Below are 18,349 nucleotides of genomic sequence, written 5' to 3' on the forward strand. Positions count from 1 at the left end.
GGCTGTGGCCGTGCGGGGCACCACTGTTCGCTCAGGTGAGGTTGTCGACCCAGAAGAGGACGGTCCGCAGGACCGCGCCCGGGGCGCCGGCGCCGAAGCCGACGACCATGGCCTGGCCGACCGCGACATCCGTCGGGTCGATGCCCTGGGACCAGGTGATCCTCGCGTCGAGGCCGGGGATGGTCCTCCCCGGGGCGTAGGAACGGAACGATCCGTGCGCGTGGGCGATGAGGATGCCGTTGCGGCGCAGTTCGGCCCGGCGGAGGCCGGTCGACCTCAGCTCGTAGGTGCGGTCGCCCAGAACTGCGTTACGGGTGCGGGACTTCCGGCTGGTCGGGATGGTGTGGCCGTTGATGTTCAGCGCGCCGTGGTCGCGGTCGGGCACCACCGTGACGGTGGGCATCCCCGCCCCCTGGATCCGCGCCACGACGGACGGCCAGCGGTCGTGGCTGAGCTGTATCGGCCCGAACGGGCCGTCGATCACACGCTGTTGGAGCTTGGGCATGCCTGGGCTACTCCTGAACACCGGGTGGCAAACAGCGGAGCCGCCGTCACGGCAGCTCCGCTGTTGCTGAACGATCTCGACTCAGAAGTCGTCGTCGAAGGACACCGAGCCCTCGACCGCGACCTGGTACGCCGACACGCGGCGCTCGAAGAAGTTGGTCAGCTCCTGGACGTTCTGGAGCTCCATGAAGCCGAACGGGTTGGTCGACCCGTAGCGGATCGGCATGCCCAGGCGGGCCAGGCGCTGGTCGGCGACGGCCTCCAGGTACTGGCGCATGGAGTCGGTGTTCATGCCGGCCAGGCCGTCACCGCACAGGTCCTGGGCGAACTGGAGCTCGGCCTCGACGGCCTCCTCCAGCATCTCCGTGACCTGCTTGGCCATTTCGTCGTCGAAGAGGTCGGGCTCCTCCTCGCGCACGGTGTCCACGACCGACATGGCGAAGTCCATGTGCATGGACTCGTCGCGGAACACCCAGTTGGTGCCGGTCGCCAGGCCGTGCAGCAGGCCGCGGCTGCGGAACCAGTACACGTAGGCGAACGCGCCGTAGAAGAACAGGCCCTCGACGCACGCCGCGAAGCAGATCAGGTTCAGGAGGAACGCGCGGCGGTCCTCCTTGGTCTGCAGCGAGTCGATGTGGTCGACCGCGTTCATGTACTTGAAGCAGAACTGGGCCTTCTGGTGGATGGAGGGGATGTTCTCCACCGCGGCGAAGGCCGCGTTGCGGTCCTCCGGGTCCGGAAGGTAGGTGTCCAGCAGCGTCAGGTAGAACTGGACGTGCACGGCCTCCTCGAACAGCTGGCGCGACAGGTACAGGCGCGCCTCCGGGGAGTTGATGTGCTTGTAGAGGCTCAGCACCACGTTGTTCGCGACGATCGAGTCGCCGGTCGCGAAGAACGCCACGAGGCGGCCGATCAGGTGGCGCTCGCCCTCGCTCAGCTTCGCCAGGTCGGCGACGTCCGAGTGCAGGTCCACCTCCTCGACGGTCCAGGTGTTCTTGATCGCGTCCCGGTACCGGTCGTAGAACGACGGGTAGCGCATCGGGCGCAGGGTCAGCTCGAAGCCGGGGTCGAGCAGCATCTTGCGGGCTTCGGGGGTGCTCACTGGCAGGCCTCGCAGGACTCGGGGTTCTCCAGGGAGCAGGCCAGCGCGGCTTCCTGCTCCGGGGTGAGGGCGGGGGTGCCCACCGGGATCGTCTCGGCGGACACGGGCACGGCCGCGCGGGCGGTGCCGGAGGCGGCCTGGGCGATGCGGGTGGCCGGGCGCGACCGCAGGTAGTAGGTGGTCTTCAGACCGACCTTCCACGCGTAGGCGTACATCGAGCTGAGCTTGCCGATGGTCGGCGCCGCCATGAAGAGGTTCAGCGACTGGCTCTGGTCCAGGTACGGCATGCGGGCCGCGGCCAGGTCGATCAGCGCGCGCTGCGGCAGCTCCCACGCGGTGCGGTACAGCGAACGGACCTCGGCCGGCAGCCAGTTCAGCTCCTGCACCGAGCCGTTGGCGTCGCGCAGCGAGTCGCGGGTCTGCTGGTCCCAGACGCCGAGCTCCTTGAGCTCACGCACCAGGTACGGGTTGACCTGGAGGAACTCGCCGCTCAGCGTCTCGCGCTTGAACAGGTTGGACACCTGCGGCTCGATGCACTCGTACACACCGGCGATGGACGCGATGGTCGCGGTCGGCGCGATGGCCAGCAGCAGCGAGTTGCGCAGGCCGGTCTCGGCGATGCGGGCGCGCAGCGCGGTCCAGCGGTCGGCCCACTGCGGGGCGGCCGTCGGGAAGTGGTCGATGTGCAGCTCGCCGCGGGCGGCGCGGGTCTCGCCGTACGCCTCGTGGCGGCCCAGCTGCTCGGCCAGGTCCGCGGAGCGCTCGTACGCGGTGAGCATGATGCGCTCGGCGATGAGGGTGGAGAGGGCCTTCGCCTCGGCGGAGTCGAAGTCCAGCCGCAGCTTGAAGAAGACGTCCTGCAGGCCCATCACGCCGAGGCCGACCGGGCGCCAGCGGGAGTTGGAGGCGCCGGCCTCGACGGTCGGGTAGAAGTTGATGTCCACCACGCGGTCGAGGAAGGTGACGGCGGTGCGCACGGTGGCGTCCAGCCGCTCCCAGTCCATGGCGTTGACCAGGTCGGCGGCGGTGGCGCCGGCGGCGACGTGGGCGCCGAGGTTGACCGAGCCGAGGTTGCAGACGGCGGTCTCGGAGTCGTCCGTGACCTCCAGGATCTCGGTGCACAGGTTGGAGGAGTGCACCGTCCGGCCCGGCAGCGCGGTCTGGTTGGCGGCGCGGTTGGAGGCGTCCTTGAAGGTCATCCAGCCGTTGCCGGTCTGCGCCAGGGTGCGCATCATGCGGGCGTACAGGGTCTGCGCGGGGATCGTGCGGACGGCCTTGCCGGCCAGCTCGGCCTTGCGGTACGCCTCGTCGAAGTCGGCGCCCCACAGGTCGACCAGCTCGGGCACGTCGGCCGGGGAGAACAGCGACCAGTCCGCGTTGGCGTTGACCCGGCGCATGAACTCGTCGGGGATCCAGTGCGCCAGGTTGAGGTTGTGGGTCCGGCGGGCCTCCTCGCCGGTGTTGTCGCGGAGCTCCAGGAACTCCTCGATGTCGGCGTGCCAGGTCTCCAGGTAGACGCAGGCCGCGCCCTTGCGCCGGCCGCCCTGGTTGACGGCGGCGACGGAGGAGTCGAGGGTGCGCAGGAACGGCACGATGCCGTTGGACTTGCCGTTGGTGCCGCGGATCAGGCTGCCGCGCGAGCGGATGCGCGAGTAGGACAGGCCGATGCCGCCGGCGTGCTTGGACAGGCGGGCGATCTGCGCGTAGCGGTTGTAGATCGAGTCCAGGTTGTCCAGCGGGGAGTCGAGCAGGTAGCAGCTCGACATCTGCGGGTGGCGGGTGCCGGAGTTGAAGAGCGTCGGGGAGGACGTCAGGTACTCCAGGCGGCTCATCAGGCCGTACAGCTCGGCCACCTCGCGCACCGACTGCTCGTTGTCGCCGACCGCCAGGCCACACGCGACGCGGAGCAGGAAGTGCTGCGGGGTCTCGACCACCTTGCGGGTGATCGGGTGGCGCAGCAGGTAGCGGGACTGCACGGTGCGCAGGCCGAAGTACTCGAAGCGGTCGTCGCCGGTGGTGTCGATCAGCGCGTCCAGGGCGGCGGCGTGCTTGGCGACGAAGGCGGCGGTGGTGTCGCCGATCAGGCCCTCGGCGTGGCCGACGGCGATCGAGGCGGAGAAGGACGTGGAGCCCTGGCTGTTCGCCTCGTCGACGATCTCGAGGGCGAGCAGGCGGGCGGCGAGCTTCGAGTACTGCGGGTCCTCGGCGATCATCGACGCGGCGGCGTCCACGGCCAGCCCGCGCAGCTCGGCGAAGTCCGAGCCGGCGTGGCGGCCGCGCAGCGCGGCGGCGGCGACATGGCCGGGGTCGACCTCGGTGAGGTCGGCACTGCGGTCGGTGAGCAGCCGCAGCAGGGCGCCGCCGGGGTCGGAAACCGTCGGGTCGGTGAAGGCGGTACCGGAGCCCTGGGCGGGCAGGGTGGCTGAGGCAGCGGTGGTCAAGGCGCTCTCTCCTGGCGGCGATCGGCGGCGGTGATCGGGGGTACCGGACCGATCGGGGCAGGGGAGCACGCGCGCGGGCGCAAGCGGCGTCCGCGCGACGGTGGCATCCCCGGCCCGCCCGCGAGGCCCGGAAGGAAACTGCTCGTGCTGCCGGCCTCTGCGGGAGGGCCTGTGGCACGCCGTCGGCAGGTACTCGGACTCGCGGGAACGGCTCGTGGAGCCGCCCGCACACCGCTGCGGGGCAGTCCCGGATTCCCACCGGGTTCCCCTGCATCGACAGCAGGGACGAGCATACATCTAGTGGCGTGAGTCCGATGCAGCCCCACATGTAGTGTCGCGCAGCACAATTGTTCGACTGTGTGTGCGATAAACTGCTCAGGCCGGGGGGTGCCATTCCTGGCCCGTACGGGCCTCGCACGGGCGCATCCGCACCTGCCCGGCCCCGGCCGGCGCGGCGCCCGGATTCTCGATGCAGCGCCCCGTGTCCCGGTTCGCCAGCTGCCCCGTCGCGGTCACCCGCCAGCGCTGGTCGGGACGCGCGGTGCACCCCGTGAGGACGGGGAAACCGAGCTCCGGATCCTCCACGCAGCGCCCGCCCTGGCCGATCGAGCCGTCGTCCCCCATGGTCCAGCTCTGCGCGGGCGTGCCGTCGCAGGTGCCGGTGCCGATCGCGGCCGGATCGCCCGCCACCCGGCTGTCCAGGCAGAGGCCGGGCAGGGCCGAGGTGATCGCGCCGCTCGGCTGCCCGGCGGCGGCCTGGAACGAGAAGGAGTCGCTGCTGAGCCCGGCGCCGCCGTCCCAGATCTCGAACCCGGCCTGGACGGCGCACAGGTACGAGCCGGCCGGGACGTAGCCGCGCTGGGCGGCGTCACGGGTGAAGGCCCGCAGGTCCAGGTCGGTGACGGAGGTCGTGCCGGTGGCCATCTCGTAGGTGATCAGGGTGTGGCTGCTCTTCTTCGGCGCCTCGTACACGTGGTACGAGGTGCCGCCGACCTGCAGGTCGCCGGTCTGCCGGCCGAACGGGGTCTTGCCGTTGCCCCGCAGCCAGATCATCAGCTCGGCGCTCTCGGTGAAGGAGCAGCTGGTCCGGCTGGTGCTGTACCAGACGTCGTAGGACACGTTGTAGACGCCGCCGTCGACCTGGGTGGTGCGCCAGCTGCTGGTCGCGTACCGCAGGTTGTCGACCGCGATGGGCAGCGGGCCGGTGCCGGGCTGGAGCTGGGTGCTGATGTGCGGGTAGGCGCCGGGGCCGCGGTCCGGGTCCGTGAGGCTCGCCGGACCGATGCCGCTGCGGGTCACCCGGAAGCCGGTGCCGCCGTCGGTGGCGCTGATGCACAGGCCCCCGGTGGCGTTCCACTCGTTCGGGTTGATCAGGTAGCGGCCGGAGTCGACGGGCTGGGAGGGGTAGCGGTTCTCCCCGGTGGAGCAGATCTCGCCCGCCGTGGCGGCCGGCAGCGGGGTGACGGCCGGGGTGGCCCGGGCGGGCTCCTTCCGGTCCTGCGGGATCAGCACCGCGCACAGGGCCAGCACGACCGCGATGGTCGGCGCGAGCCACCACCAGGGGCGCGGGAGGCGGCGCCCGGTTCCGGGCGCGAAGGGGTGGGGCACGGGGCTCGCGCCTCCTTGCTGCGGTGTCGTGGGCCGGGGCGGTGTCGTGGGCCGGTACGCGGGCCGGGGCGGTGGTGTGCTCACCCGGCGGGGGTGGAGCCCGACCGGGGCCGGGTCGTGGCGGGGGTCGGCTTCTTGACGGGGGGCTTCGCCGCGCCGGTGCCCGTCGGGCCGGGGGTGGCCGGGGGAGCGGGGGGCGCGGTCGGCGGCGCGACGGTCAGCGCGGGCTCCGAGTGCACGGTCCAGGGCGTGTCGTAGCGGGGCGCGGCGACCCCGGCGGCGAACGCCTCGGAGGCGGCGGTGGACGCGGCCACCCGCCAGTCGACCTCCTTGCGCGACTCGTACCAGATCACGCCGATGATGTCCGGGTGCTGGGGGAGCTGCGAGAACATCTCGGTGATCCACTGCGCCTTGAGGCCGGAGGTGTCGGTCGCCCCGGTCTCGGTGATCACCACCGGCTTGCGGCTGAACGCCCGGATCTGGTCGATGGTCGGCTGGAAGATCTGGTCGAACGACTTGTACTTCTCGACGCCGGTGGTGCCGTAGTAGCCGGACAGGCCGATCCAGTCGACGTAGTCGTCGCCGGGGTAGAGGCTGCTCAGGCTGGTGGCGTTCTCGTAGTCGACGTTGGGGCTCCACACCCAGGTGACCCGGGTCGCGCCGACCTGCTTGAAGATGTCGTGCACGTGCCGCCAGGCCTGGACGTACTGGCCCTTCCTGTTGCCGTTCGACTGCTCGGCCCAGGGGTACCAGTAGCCGTTCATCTCGTGGGCGAAGCGCAGCGCGACGGGGTAGCCGAGGCCCTTGACGCCCTCGGCCCAGGTCCTGATGTAGTCGTCGAACCTGCCGTCGATGATGTTGGAGAGGGCGTACTCCGGCTGCTCGCCGCGGAGCTTGTCCTCCTTCGCCTCCTTGCGGTAGTCCCAGGGCTCCCAGGCGACCATCGGCATGATGCCGCGCTCGGCGACGGTGTCGAACACCCGGCGGTCGAACTTCCGGTCCCACCAGCCGACCGAGAACTCCAGCACGTTCGGCTGGTGCTTGACGGCAGCGGTGAACTCGTCGAGGGGGCCGAGGTCGTACGGGCCGGGCTTGGTCATGATGCCGGTGAACGCGCCGCCGGCGGGCGGGAACTGCGGCGGCTGGGGCGTCGCGGTGGGCGACGGGGACGCGGTCGCGCCCGGGTCGGCGGAGGGGGCCGGCGGCGCGGCCAGGGCGGTGGTCAGCCAGCTCGGCATCGCGGTCGGGGCCGCGCCGGCGAAGCTGTACGGGTCCTGGTGCCGGTCGTGGGAGAGCCGGGGAGCGAGCACGAAGGTGTACCCGACCATCAGGACGAGGGCGACCAGTGCGGCGATCCGGGGGATGGTGATCCGCAGCATCAGCGGGCCTCCCGCTCGTTCCGGCGGCCGGCCCGGGCGGGCTCCAGCAGCTCCTCGAACCCGTCCTCGGCGGCGAGTTCGGCATCCAGTTCGGCATCCAGCTCGGCGTCGAGGTCCTCGTCGAGGTCTCCGGCGAGTCCCGCGCGAGCTCCGGGGGCGGGGGCTCCCGGGGCGGGGGCTCCGGCGGGCCCGTCGGTGCGCGGGCCGGGCAGTCGCCCGGGCGCGGTGGCCTCTGCGGCCTCGGTGGTGGCCTCGGTGGCCTCTGCGGCCTCGGTGGCGGCGTCGGTGGCCTCTGCGGCGTCGGTGGCGGCGTCGGTGGCCTCCTCGGCGCCGGCGGCGTCCCCGGTGGCGGCCTTGGCGGTGGCGGCCCGCTGGGCGCGGGCCTCGCGGCGCGCGCCGACGAAGGAGATCACCAGCGGTGCGAGGCCGGTGAACAGGCTGACCCCGGCCCAGAACCGCAGGATCCAGATGTCGTGGTGCAGCGTGAAGCTCGCACCGAGCAGTCCGCCCGCGACCGCCGCCCACAGCAGGTGCAGCCGGAACGTCGACAGCGACTCGGCGCTGCGCAGGTCGCCCTTGGCGGTGACGGCGTAGGCCAGCGGACGGCGCAGCAGGGCCGCGATCGCGGCGGCGACGTAGACCGGGCCGGCGAACAGGGCCAGCCCCATGCCGGCCATGCCGATCTCGCGGCGCTCGTGCGCGGCCAGGTTGAACCGGCGCAGCCAGAGCCACAGCACCAGCCAGCTGCCCATGCTGGCGCCCCACAGGGCCATCCAGTGGGTGCTGTTGAGGTGGATGGAGGTGATGCCGAGCGCCAGGTAGACGGAGGTGGCGAGGCTGCCCAGGACGGTGTTGAGGGCCACGCTCGGGTAGTAGAACTGGACCAGGCCGTAGAGGATCCGCTGGCGCAGCCGCAGCTTGATGCCCGAGCGCAGCCGGTTCTTGAGCAGGATCTCCCAGATGCCGTACGCCCAGCGCTTCTGCTGGTTGAAGTAGTCGGTCCAGGAGGTCGGGCCCTCGCCGACGGCCAGCACGTCGGGGGTGTAGACGCCCTTCCAGTGGTGGCCGGTCCCCGGGTTGACGGAGGCCTGGATCCGCATGCTGGTGAGGTGGTCCTCGATGATCGAGTCCTGGTAGCCGCCGATCTGCTGCCAGGCGGTGGGCCGGTACAGGTGGTTGGTGCCGATCAGCAGCGGCGCGTCCATGCCGTTGCCGCCGCGCTCGACCAGGCCGGAGAACAGGTACTGCTGCACGGAGGCGCCGTGGGCGACCCAGTTGTCGTACATGTTGCCGTAGACCTGGGGCGCGACCACGAAGGCGATGTCGGGGTCGCGGAAGTAGCCGAGGGTGCGCTCCAGGAAGCAGGGCAGCGGGACGTGGTCCGGGTCCATCTGGGCCACCACGTCGTAGCCGTGCTCGTGCTCGGCCCGCCAGGAGTTGTGGTTGCCGGACTTGGTCTTGGCCCGGAACTCGCCCTCGGCCTGGTTGTACTCCGGGCGTCCCTTGCGGCTGAAGTGGTGGACGCCGAGCCGGGCGGCCATCTTCTTGACCCGGTCGTCGTCGCCCTCGTCGAGGATCCAGACGTCCACCTGGCCGTCGTACTCGATCCGCAGCATCGCCGCGAGGGTGCGTTCGACGATCTCGATCGGCTCCTTGGAGGGCACGATCGTGGTGAGCACGGCGACCCGCAGGCCGGACGGCGGGGTGACCGGGACGGGGTCCTTGGCGCGGAACGCGAAGACCCAGACGGCGAGGTTCTGAACCAACCGGATCACTTCGACCGTGATAACAGCACAGAAGCAGATTCGCGCGACGTTGATCCGCCAGTCCGGGGACCAGCCCACGCCGGAGCCGGGAATGTGTTCAGGGAGGAGCAGCCAGCCGACGAAGGCGAGACCGGCGAGCGCGTTGACGGTCACCAGGAGCGTCGTCACGAACGTGACGCCGCGTGAGGAGACCGAGCGGTACCGGACGGTGGCGCCGTCCTCGCCCGCGCTCAGCGGGCCGGTGCTGTCGGCGCACGCGATGTAGGCGCGCTGGGCCGAGGAGTTGCGCAACTCGCGGCGGACGATGCGCCGTTCGTGCCGGGCGCGGGGCAGGACGCGTCCGTGGCGTCCGCGTACCCGGTTGCCGCGTTTCGCTGCTTGTTCGTTGGTGGAGTCCACCGGTCAACCCCCGTACAGCGGACCGGTCGTGCCGGAGCGCTGGTTCCCTGCTCTGTCACCGCCCGCCGGCACCGGACACCCGGCCGTCGGGTCGACGGCAACGCGGCGTGTCGGCGCCCCTCATGGGCTTGGCTGATAGTCGTTCGATCGGCCAGCATACGGGCCGTGGTCGCCCGGTCCCGGCCCGGGGTCGGCAGCCGGGCGCACCGGGCCCCGCAGGCGCCGCGGAGGGCGGGCCTGCGGGTGGAGCGGCGTCAGGGCGTGATCTTGACGGAGTTCGCGATCTGGTCCATCAGTGCCAGCGGCGGTGCCTCCGCCGCTTGGTCCAGGCAGATCTGGAGCACCGGGACGGTGGTGGCCCCGGCCGCCGGGGTGACTTCGAGGACACCGCAGTAGCTGTCCGGCGTGGAGGAGCCGCTGGACATCGGGACGTGCCACAGCGCGAGGTAGCCGTCCATGCCCTGGATCTTGACGGCGGACTGCTTCACCGGATCCGGCGGCGTCGGCGCGTCGGATCCGTAGCGGGTGTTGTACAGCAGCTGGCCCATGCCGAGGACCAGGGACTTCGAGTCGGACCAGCCGCCGTTGAAGACCCGGAGGTTCTGGATGACCAGGCCCCGGGTGCAGGCCCCGCTGCCGTGGCCCACGCAGGCGTACGGGTTGACCGCGTAGCGGACCTCGTTCGGCGCCTTGGCGTCGACCTGGACCTGCCAGTCCGCCGGCAGCATGAAGTTCATCTTCGAGTCCTGGCCGGTGATCGGCCGTCCGCCCGGGAACTGCTGGCCGCCGGTCAGGGCGGTGCCCATGAAGCCGTTCGGGCTCTTCGGGTCGGCGGGCGCCGCGGTCGCGGTCGGATCGGCCTTCGCCGGGCCGGTCTTGGCGGTCTTGTGGCCGACCACGTAGCCGGCTCCCGCCATGGCGACCGACAGCACCACGGCGCCGACGCCCAGCAGGACCCGGTGCTTGGTGCGGTTCGGCTCGACGGTCTCGAACACCACCGAGGTGGGGACCGGCTTGGGGGCCGGCATCCCGGGCGAGAGCTGCGGGGCCGGTACGGCGCCCTGGGCCGGCACGGCGTGCGGCGTCGGCGCGGCGTGCGGCGTCGGCGCGGCGTGCGGCGTCGGCGCGGGCGCCACCGGGGGCGCGGGCTGCGGGGCCGGCACCGCGGGGGAGACGGCCGTCGGCGCGGCGGCGTTCTGCGCGGCGTGGCCGGGGAAGGGGCTCGCGGGTGCGCTGCCGCCTCCCGGCTTGGCCTGAACCTTGTCGGTCCAGGTCGAACCGTCCCACCAGCGCAGCGTATTGGGCTGCCCGGAAGGGTCCTCGTACCAGCCGCTAGGCGCACTCCCCGTCGTCATGCGGCGGATACTAGCAGCGAGCCGATCCGATGGTCATTTCAAGTCAGCGGGAGCGTACGGCGGCAGACGGGCGCTCAGAACGCCAGGGTGTAGACCATCAGGTCCATCCCCGGGTACGGCGACCAGTCGCGCTCGGGGGTGCGCCGGAAGCCGACGCGCTCGTAGACGCGATGGGCGGCGGTCATCTCGGGGCGGGTGGAGAACGCCATGCCGGCCAGGCCGAGGTCGCGGCTGCGGGCGAGCGAGGCGCGCACCAGTGCCTCGCCGACGCCGCGGCCGCGGGAGGCGGTGTCGGTGGCGAGCATCCGGATCTCGCCCTCGCGCGCGGTGGCGATGTCCGCCCACTCGGTGCCGCCGACCGCGAAGGTCACGCAGCCGAGGACCCGTCCGCCGGCCGGCTCGACCGCGACCAGGAGTTCGGCCTCCCGGGCCCGGCGGTCGGTGTCGCGCAGCAGCTCGACGTAACTGCTCCCGGGCGAGGTGAAGCCGCCGCCGACGAAGGCGTCGACGGTGATGCGGCCGGCGTCTTCGAGGTCCTCCGGAAGGGCCGGGCGGATGAGGTAGTCCATGCGGCCAGTGTGCCGGAGCCGTGCGCGGTGCGAAGCTCCGGGGTCGAACGGACCGGGAGGGTGGCCGGATCGGCGGAGGGGCGCAGCGAGGCGGCGGGCATGGTGCCGTACAGCCGCTCGGGGCGGGCAAGGTCGGCCGGGTAGCCGCCCGGGCGGTGGTGGTTGTCGCGGTCGGCTGCCGGGCCGCGGGAGACCTCGCGGCCGATCAGGACGCCGAGCAGGCCGAAGCCGCCGACGGTTCCGGCCAGGGCCAGTGCGCTGGCGATGGTGTCGCTGTCCATGGGCTCCACTCTGGCCGGGCGGGGCGACGGCCACGAGTGGCAGGAATGACCGATTGCCTCGAAATCCTGCCACCCGGCACCTTCCGCCGCGGCGGGCGGCCGGGGCATCCTGGACGGCATGCTGAAGAACGTGGTCGCGGTGGTGCTGGAGGAGATCCACCCCTTCGAACTGGGAGTGGCCTGCGAGGTGTTCGGCCTCGACCGGACCGCCGACGGGCTGCCCGGCTACGACTTCGCGATCGCCGGCGCCCACCCGGGGCCGCACGCCACCCACGCCGGCTTCGCGGTGGACGTCCCGCACGGCCCCGAGCGGCTGGCCGGGGCCGACCTCGTGGTGGTCACCGCGGCGCGGATCCGGGAGAGCTACCCCGAGCCGCTGCTGGCGGCGCTGCGCGGGGTGGTGGCGGACGGTGGCCGGGTGCTCTCCATCTGCAGCGGCGCCTTCGTCCTGGGCGCCGCCGGGCTGCTGGACGGCCGCCGCTCCACGACCCACTGGCGGCACAGCGAGCAGCTGGCCGCGCGCTTCCCGCGGACCGCCGTCGAGCAGGACGTGCTGTACGTGGACGACGACCCGGTGATCACCTCCGCCGGGACGGCGGCCGGCATCGACGCCTGCCTGCACCTGGTGCGCCGGGCGCAGGGCGCGGAGGTGGCCCGGGAGATCGCCCGCCGGATGGTGGTGGCACCGCACCGGGAGGGCGGGCAGGCCCAGTTCGTGAACCGCCCGCTGCCCGAGTGCGACGGCGACTCCCTGGCCCCGCTGCTCGACTGGATGCGCCACCACCTGGACGAGGAGGCCACCGTGGAGCAGCTGGCCGCCCGGGCGCACATGTCGCCGCGCACCTTCGCCCGCCGCTTCCAGCAGGAGACCGGCACCACCCCGCACCGCTGGCTGGTCGGGCAGCGGGTGCTGCTCGCCCAGCGGCTGCTGGAGTCCACCACCGAGCCGGTGGACGCGATCGCCGCCCGCTGCGGCTTCGGCAACGCGGCCGCCCTGCGGCACCACTTCGGCCGTCGGCTGGGCACCACACCGCTGGCCTACCGGCGGTGCTTCGCCGACCCGGCGTTGCGCTGACCGCGCTGACCGCGCCGACCGCGCCGACCGCGCCGACCGGAGGGCCGGTGGAGCGTCAGTTCGCCTCCGTGGCCAGGTGGTCGACGCCGTTCCAGCCGTCCGGTCGCAGCCGCCCGTCCTGGGCCCGCCACAGGCTGGTGGAGCAGTTGTGTACCGGCCCGAGCGCGATGAGCTGCTCCTCGGTGAGCCGGTCCAGCGCGTAGCGGAGCATGAGCACCGTGCAGTCGTGGGCGACCAGCAGGACGGGCCGGCCGGCCTCCTCCTCGCAGACGTCCCGCAGCAGGCTGCGGACCCGCAGCGCGACGTCGGCCCAGGACTCGCCGCCGGGCGGACGGTAGTACAGCTCGCCCATCTTGCGCCGCCGGGCCGCCTCCTCCGGGTGCTTGGCCTCGATGGCGGCCTTCGGCAGCATCTCCAGGACGCCGAGTTCGCGGTCGCGCAGCCGCTCGTCGTAGCGGACGGTCAGCGAGACGGGGACGGCGCCGAGGCCGGCGGCCTGGGCGAGCGCGATTCCGGCGGTCTCGGCGGTGCGCACGTACGGCGAGCACCAGACGCTGCGCGGGCGGTCGGCGCCGGGCAGGGCGGCCCACCAGTGGCCGAGTGCCTGGGCCTGCTGCCGGCCGTGCAGCGACAGCGGGATGTCGGCGTCGCGGCAGCTGATCGGGACGCTGAGCGCGCCGGCGGCCTCGGCCAGCTGGAACTCGACGTTGGCGGTGGACTCGCCGTGCCGGGTCGCGATCAGCAGGGAGGGCAGCCGGGTGGCCGCCGCGGGGCGGTGGGCGGTGATGTGGTGGTGCTGGCTCTGGGTGGACTGGTGCTGGCCGTTGAGGGTGGTACCGAGTTCTGCCATGGCCGCGAGCTCCCCGTGGTCGATCAGGTTCCGGCCGGTTGCCGGTCCGGTCTGGTGGTGCCCGGCGTGCACGCCTGTTCATACATATGATCGCGCCGCCCTCTCCAGTGTTCACGGAGAAGACGGCGCGATCACAGGGCGCGTACCGCGCGAATCAGTGCGCCGCTACGGGCTCCGGCGCGTTCTTCAGCTCGTCGTCGCCGGCCTCGGCGCTGTAGTCCGACGGCCTGGTCTCGTCCGGGCCCTCCGGCGCCTTCACGGCCCGCAGCACCAGGGTGAGCACCACCGCGACGACCAGGTTGAGCGCGAACGCGGTCAGCCCGATGTAGCCGATCTCGCCGATGCCGGGGATCCCGGCCGAGTTGCCGCCGAAGTGCTTGGTGGCGGGGCTGGCGATCCCGTACGCCTTCCAGGTGCCGTAGACCATGCCGGCCGCCCACCCGGCGAACAGCGCCCAGTGGTGGAACCAGCGGGTGAACAGGCCGCCGACGATCGCCACGAAGGTCTGCAGGATCCACAGGCCGCCCAGCAGCTGGAGGTTGATCGCGGCCTGCTTGTCCATGCCGAGGACGAACACCAGCGCGCCGACCTTCACCAGCAGCGAGACCAGCTTGGCGGTCCGGGTCTCGTCGGCGGGGGTGGCGGAGGGCTTGAGCCAGTCCTTGTAGACGTTGCGGGTGAAGAGGTTGGCCGCCGCGATCGACATGATCGCGGCCGGCACCAGCGCGCCGATCCCGATCGCGGCGAAGGCCACGCCGGTGAACCAGTCCGGGAACATGTCCGCGAACAGCTGCGGCACCGCGAGCTGGGAGTTGTAGCCCTTGACGCCCTTGCCCACGCCCGCCGCGATCGCCATGAAGCCGAGCAGCGCCAGCAGGCCCAGCATCAGCGAGTACGCGGGCATGATCGCCATGTTGCGGCGCACGGTGTTGCGGGACTTGGAGGCCAGCACGCCGGTCACCGAGTGCGGGTACATGAACAGTGCCATCGCCGAGCCCAGGGCCAGCGTGGCGTACGTCCACTGGCTGCCGTGCGGGACGGTCATCGACCCCTTGGCTCCCGGCGCGCTGAACTTGTGCGCGGCGGCGTCGAAGACGTGCCCGTAGCCGCCCAGCCGGATCGGGATGTAGATCACCGCGACGATGATCACGATGTAGACGAGGGCGTCCTTGACGAAGGCGATCAGCGCCGGGGCGCGCAGGCCGGAGGAGTAGGTGTAGGCGGCCAGCACGCCGAAGGCGATGAACAGCGGCAGGTCCTTGACGAACCAGTTGGCGTTCTCCCCGCCGCCGACCCCCAGCACGTCCAGCACCGCCTGGATGCCGACGAGCTGCAGGGCGATGTACGGCATGGTGGCCAGGATCCCGGTCAGCGCGATCACCAGCGACAGCGGCCGCGAACCGTACCGGCCGCGCACGAAGTCGGCCGGGGTCACGTAGCCGTGCACCCGGGAGACCGACCAGAGCCGGGGCAGGAAGAGGAAGACCAGCGGGTAGGCGATGATCGTGTACGGCACCGCGAAGAAGCCGGCCGCGCCGGTCGCGTACACCGCCGCCGGGACGGCGACGAAGGTGTACGCGGTGTAGAGGTCGCCGCCGAGCAGGAACCAGGTCACCCAGGTCCCGAAGTTGCGACCGCCCAGGCCCCACTCGTCCAGGTGCGCCGCGTCGTCCGCGCGGCGCCAGCGCGAGGCGAGGAAGCCCATCACCGTGACCAGGGCGAAGAACAGCACGAAGACCACGAGGGCCGGCACGTTGACGTCCTTCATCGCGCACCGCCCTTCCGGGCCGCCTTGCGGGCCTTCTCGTCCCGGGTGATCAGCAGGTAGGCGGCGACGGTGAAGACGGCCGACACCGGCACCCAGAGCAGCTGGTACCAGTAGAAGAACGGCACCCCGGCCACCGCCGGGTCCTCCTTGTCGTACGAGGACACCCACAGCATCGCGACGATCGGCACGAGCAGGGCGAGACCGGCCAGCACCCGCTCGGGGGTCACCGCCGGGACGGCGGCCCCGGCTGGCTCGGGCATGACATCTTCGAAGGTATCGGGATCAGACGGCATCTTCGGCTCCGCTCCGGAGGGTTTCTCCCCGTCGGCGCCGCAGCCCCGGAGGCGTCGCACGCCCCCGCGAGCCCGCCGAGCAGCACCATCGGTGATCGGCAGTCAGTACGGCTGCGCAATCTAGAGCATGGGGTGATCCATGTCACCGGAAACGACGGAACTTCCCACCAGTCGGACGTGACCGACCGATCTCCGCCGTCGCGGGGCGCGAACGGGACGGTCGCCGGAGGCGGGTGTCACCGGTGCCGGACGCGGCCGGCGTCTCGGCGGGGCGCAGGCGGCCAACCGCAGGACGCGGCCGGGGCGCCGTCGCGACGACTCGGAAGAAAGTCCGTCACGGAACGCGAAGGGCACCGGCGCGCAGGTCGCGCGCGCCGGTGCCCGGGGCGCGGTGGGGGAGTGCGCCCGGGCCGGGCGCCCCTCCGGGAGCGGGTGCCTACTCCGGCCGCTTCAGGCGGGTGATGAACTTGTAGCGGTCGCCCCGGTAGATGGAGCGGACCCACTCGACCGGGTCGCCCTCGGCGTCGAAGGAGTGCCGGGACAGCTGCAGCATCGGCAGGCCCAGGTCGGAGCCGAGCAGCCCGGCCTCGCGCGGGTCGGCCAGCGTGGTCTCGATGGTCTCCTCGGCCTCGGCCACGGTGACCCCGTACACCTCGCGCAGTGCCGCGTACAGGGAGTTGTGCTTGGCCAGGTTGCGTCGCAGCGCGGGGAAGCGCTTGGCGGACAGGTGCGCGACCTCGATGGCCATCGGGTCGCCGTTGGCCAGCCGCAGCCGCTCGATCCGCAGCACGCGGCCGCCCGGCTTGATGTCGAGCAGCGGGGCGAGCCGGTCGTCGGCGGTGATGTAGCCGATCTCGATCAGCCGGGAGGTGGGCTCCAGGCCCTGGGCGCGCATGTCCTCGGTGTAGGAGGTGAGCTGCAGTGCCTGGGCGACCTTGGGCTTGGCGACGAAGGTGCCCTTGCCCTGGATGCGCTCCAGCCGGCCCTCGACGACCAGCTCCTGAAGGGCCTGGCGGACGGTGGTGCGCGAGGTGTCGAACTGGGCGGCCAGCGCGCGCTCCGGCGGGACCGGGGTGCCGGCGGGCTGGGTCTCGGTGAGCTGGAGCAGGTGGCGCTTGAGTCCGTAGTACTTGGGGACGCGCGCGGTCGGGTCGGCGCCGGTCTGCGTCGGGAGGTTCTTCACCTCGGGGTCGTCGGCCTGGGCGGTGGTTCCCCCGTCGCTGCTCATCGGACCTGTTCTCCCGCTTCTCGCAAGGCCTTCACAGACCCCGCCACATCGTTAACGGGTCACATCGTTGCATGTATGGCTACGGAACGAATACCTCATCACGCGATGAACGATGCGCGGTGTCGGCTTGATAACGGGTGGTCGAGATCGGTCGAACAGCCGTTGACAGGCCCATTGGTCTAGGCCAAGCTCCAGGCATCTGGTCTACACCACTAGGCCGGTAACTACGAATCCCCCCACCCGCTCGAAGGGGTCCGCGGCGCCAATTCCCCCGCTTTGTGTGGGTCTGCCGCTGCCGCCCGACGGGGGTAAACCAGGCATCCCTCAGGAGGATGGCGTGAAGCGTCAGCTCATCGCGGCGGTCGGCGTCGCAGCAATGGTCGTCGGCCTGGCGGCTTGTGGCTCGGACGGCAAGAAGAGCGACGGCGACTCGAAGTCGTCGTCCGCCTCGGCGGCCGACAAGTACAAGGGCAAGACGCTGAAGGTGTGGACCATGACCGGCTCGGCCCCGAAGGGCTGGACCGACGCGGTCAAGACCGAGTTCGAGACCACCTACCCGGGCTCGAAGGTCGACTTCCAGGCCCAGGAGTGGACCGACATCGGCCCGAAGGTCACCGCCGCCCTGTCCGAGGGTTCGGTCGACGTGCTGGAGGTCGGCAACACCCAGACCGCGGGTTACGCGGCCTCGGGCGGCCTGCTCGACATCACCAAGGACAAGTCCGCGCTGGGCGGCGACAACTGGGCCGCCAACCAGAACGAGGCCGCGATCCTGGACGGCAAGCAGTACGCCGCCCCGTGGTTCGTCACCAACCGCGTGGTCGCCTACAACAAGGACCTGTGGGCCAAGGCCAACCTGACCGACGCCCCGAAGACCCTGGACGAGTTCTACGCCGACCTGGAGAAGCTGAAGGCCGTCCCGGGTGTCGTCGACCCGATCTACATGCCCGGCCAGGAGTGGTACGTCTACTTCGGTCTGCTGACCAGCGAGGGCGGCAAGATCGCGAAGAAGGACGGCGACAAGTGGGTCGGCGGCCTGTCCTCGCCCGAGGCGCAGAAGGCCTTCGAGACCTACAAGAAGCTCCAGGGCTACTCGGCCACCGGTCCGAAGGACAAGGACGAGGCCACCCCGCAGCAGAAGGACGTCTTCGGCGCGGGCAACGTCGGCACCATGATCGGCCTCGGCTGGGAGCTGCCGAAGGAGGAGGTCCTGCCGGCGAGCAAGATCGGCTTCTTCCCGCTCCCGGGCAAGACCGCCGACAAGCCCTCCGGCGTGTTCCTCGGTGGCTCGAACCTCGCGATCGCCTCGCAGAGCAAGAACACCGACATGGCGAAGGACTTCCTGAAGATCGCCCTCAACGACAAGAACGAGGGCCTGGTCGCCGCGGCCGGCAGCATCCCGAACAAGGCCACCCTGAACGGCCAGATCACCGGCGACTTCGCCAAGGCCGCCCAGTCGGCCGCCGCGGTCGGCGCGATCACCCCGAACACCCCGAACTGGGCCAGCGTCGAGGACAAGCCGAACCCGATCAAGGACTTCCTGACCGCCGCCCTGCAGGGCGGCGACTACGCCGCCACGGCCAAGAAGTACGACGACGAGATCGCGAAGCGACTGAACCAGAAGCAGTAAGCACCCGGGGCCTGTCGTCGAACTCCCGCCCGCGGGGCGACGACAGGCCCCGGCGGGGGGGGGGGCGCCGGCCCCCCCGGGGGGGGGGGGGGGGGCGCCCGGGC

General features: G+C 71.7%; 14 protein-coding genes and 1 riboswitch. Of the genes, 2 read left to right on the forward strand and 12 right to left on the reverse strand.

What is annotated here, in order from left to right; all coding sequences use genetic code 11:
- Window positions 1-31: 31 nt before the first annotated feature.
- The 8 genes from ACFV0O_RS33225 to ACFV0O_RS33260 all read right to left on the reverse strand — a co-directional run bounded on the left by ACFV0O_RS33225 (window position 32) and on the right by ACFV0O_RS33260 (window position 11,123).
- Window positions 32-505, reverse strand: a complete 474-nt coding sequence (locus tag ACFV0O_RS33225; RefSeq protein ID WP_380347474.1) for a hypothetical protein — start codon at window positions 503-505, stop codon at window positions 32-34.
- Between the two features lie 81 nt (window positions 506-586).
- Window positions 587-1,582, reverse strand: coding sequence for a ribonucleotide-diphosphate reductase subunit beta (locus ACFV0O_RS33230; RefSeq protein ID WP_380347508.1), 996 nt, complete (start codon window positions 1,580-1,582; stop codon window positions 587-589).
- A gap of 20 nt (window positions 1,583-1,602) precedes the next feature.
- Window positions 1,603-4,023, reverse strand: a complete 2,421-nt coding sequence (locus ACFV0O_RS33235) for a ribonucleoside-diphosphate reductase subunit alpha (protein WP_380347509.1) — start codon at window positions 4,021-4,023, stop codon at window positions 1,603-1,605.
- 190 nt (window positions 4,024-4,213) lie between these two features.
- A riboswitch (cobalamin riboswitch) is annotated at window positions 4,214-4,357 on the reverse strand.
- A gap of 65 nt (window positions 4,358-4,422) precedes the next feature.
- Entirely contained in the window at window positions 4,423-5,655 is a 1,233-nt protein-coding gene (locus ACFV0O_RS33240) for a ricin-type beta-trefoil lectin domain protein (protein WP_380347475.1), read from the reverse strand.
- An 80-nt stretch (window positions 5,656-5,735) separates the two neighbouring features.
- On the reverse strand, window positions 5,736-7,034 hold the full coding sequence (locus ACFV0O_RS33245; RefSeq protein WP_380347476.1) for a glycoside hydrolase family 26 protein: 1,299 nt from the start codon (window positions 7,032-7,034) through the stop codon (window positions 5,736-5,738).
- Window positions 7,034-9,199: a glycosyltransferase family 2 protein gene (locus ACFV0O_RS33250; RefSeq protein ID WP_380347477.1), complete on the reverse strand. Its 2,166-nt coding sequence runs from the start codon at window positions 9,197-9,199 to the stop codon at window positions 7,034-7,036. Before ACFV0O_RS33250 ends, ACFV0O_RS33245 begins: the two co-directional genes overlap by 1 nt.
- A gap of 254 nt (window positions 9,200-9,453) precedes the next feature.
- On the reverse strand, window positions 9,454-10,554 hold the full coding sequence (locus ACFV0O_RS33255; protein ID WP_380347478.1) for a DUF2510 domain-containing protein: 1,101 nt from the start codon (window positions 10,552-10,554) through the stop codon (window positions 9,454-9,456).
- Window positions 10,555-10,628: 74 nt separating this feature from the next.
- The gene (locus tag ACFV0O_RS33260) at window positions 10,629-11,123 is read right to left on the reverse strand and encodes an N-acetyltransferase (protein WP_360259450.1); all 495 of its coding nucleotides are present in this window, start codon (window positions 11,121-11,123) and stop codon (window positions 10,629-10,631) included.
- 399 nt (window positions 11,124-11,522) lie between these two features.
- Between ACFV0O_RS33260 and ACFV0O_RS33265 the strand changes: the two genes are divergently transcribed.
- Window positions 11,523-12,479, forward strand: a complete 957-nt coding sequence (locus ACFV0O_RS33265) for a helix-turn-helix domain-containing protein (protein WP_380347479.1) — start codon at window positions 11,523-11,525, stop codon at window positions 12,477-12,479.
- A gap of 55 nt (window positions 12,480-12,534) precedes the next feature.
- Here ACFV0O_RS33265 and ACFV0O_RS33270 read toward each other — a convergent pair whose 3' ends face one another.
- The 4 genes from ACFV0O_RS33270 to ACFV0O_RS33285 all read right to left on the reverse strand — a co-directional run bounded on the left by ACFV0O_RS33270 (window position 12,535) and on the right by ACFV0O_RS33285 (window position 16,618).
- Window positions 12,535-13,329, reverse strand: a complete 795-nt coding sequence (locus ACFV0O_RS33270) for a histidine phosphatase family protein (RefSeq protein WP_380347480.1) — start codon at window positions 13,327-13,329, stop codon at window positions 12,535-12,537.
- Window positions 13,330-13,483: 154 nt separating this feature from the next.
- The gene (mctP, locus tag ACFV0O_RS33275) at window positions 13,484-15,097 is read right to left on the reverse strand and encodes a monocarboxylate uptake permease MctP (RefSeq protein WP_380347481.1); all 1,614 of its coding nucleotides are present in this window, start codon (window positions 15,095-15,097) and stop codon (window positions 13,484-13,486) included.
- A complete protein-coding gene (locus tag ACFV0O_RS33280) occupies window positions 15,094-15,357 on the reverse strand; it encodes a DUF3311 domain-containing protein (RefSeq protein ID WP_380347482.1) in 264 nt (87 codons plus the stop codon). Before ACFV0O_RS33280 ends, mctP begins: the two co-directional genes overlap by 4 nt.
- A gap of 469 nt (window positions 15,358-15,826) precedes the next feature.
- Complete coding sequence (locus tag ACFV0O_RS33285) at window positions 15,827-16,618, reverse strand: GntR family transcriptional regulator (protein WP_030057964.1); 792 nt, start codon at window positions 16,616-16,618, stop codon at window positions 15,827-15,829.
- A gap of 337 nt (window positions 16,619-16,955) precedes the next feature.
- Here ACFV0O_RS33285 and ACFV0O_RS33290 point away from each other — a divergent pair, with 337 nt between their 5' ends.
- Window positions 16,956-18,245 carry an extracellular solute-binding protein gene (locus ACFV0O_RS33290; RefSeq protein WP_360259439.1) on the forward strand — a complete coding sequence of 430 codons (1,290 nt, stop codon included), beginning with the start codon at window positions 16,956-16,958 and terminating at the stop codon, window positions 18,243-18,245.
- Window positions 18,246-18,349: the final 104 nt, after the last annotated feature.

It is taken from the genome of Kitasatospora sp. NPDC059577, from assembly GCF_042735475.1.
Lineage (GTDB): Bacteria > Actinomycetota > Actinomycetes > Streptomycetales > Streptomycetaceae > Kitasatospora.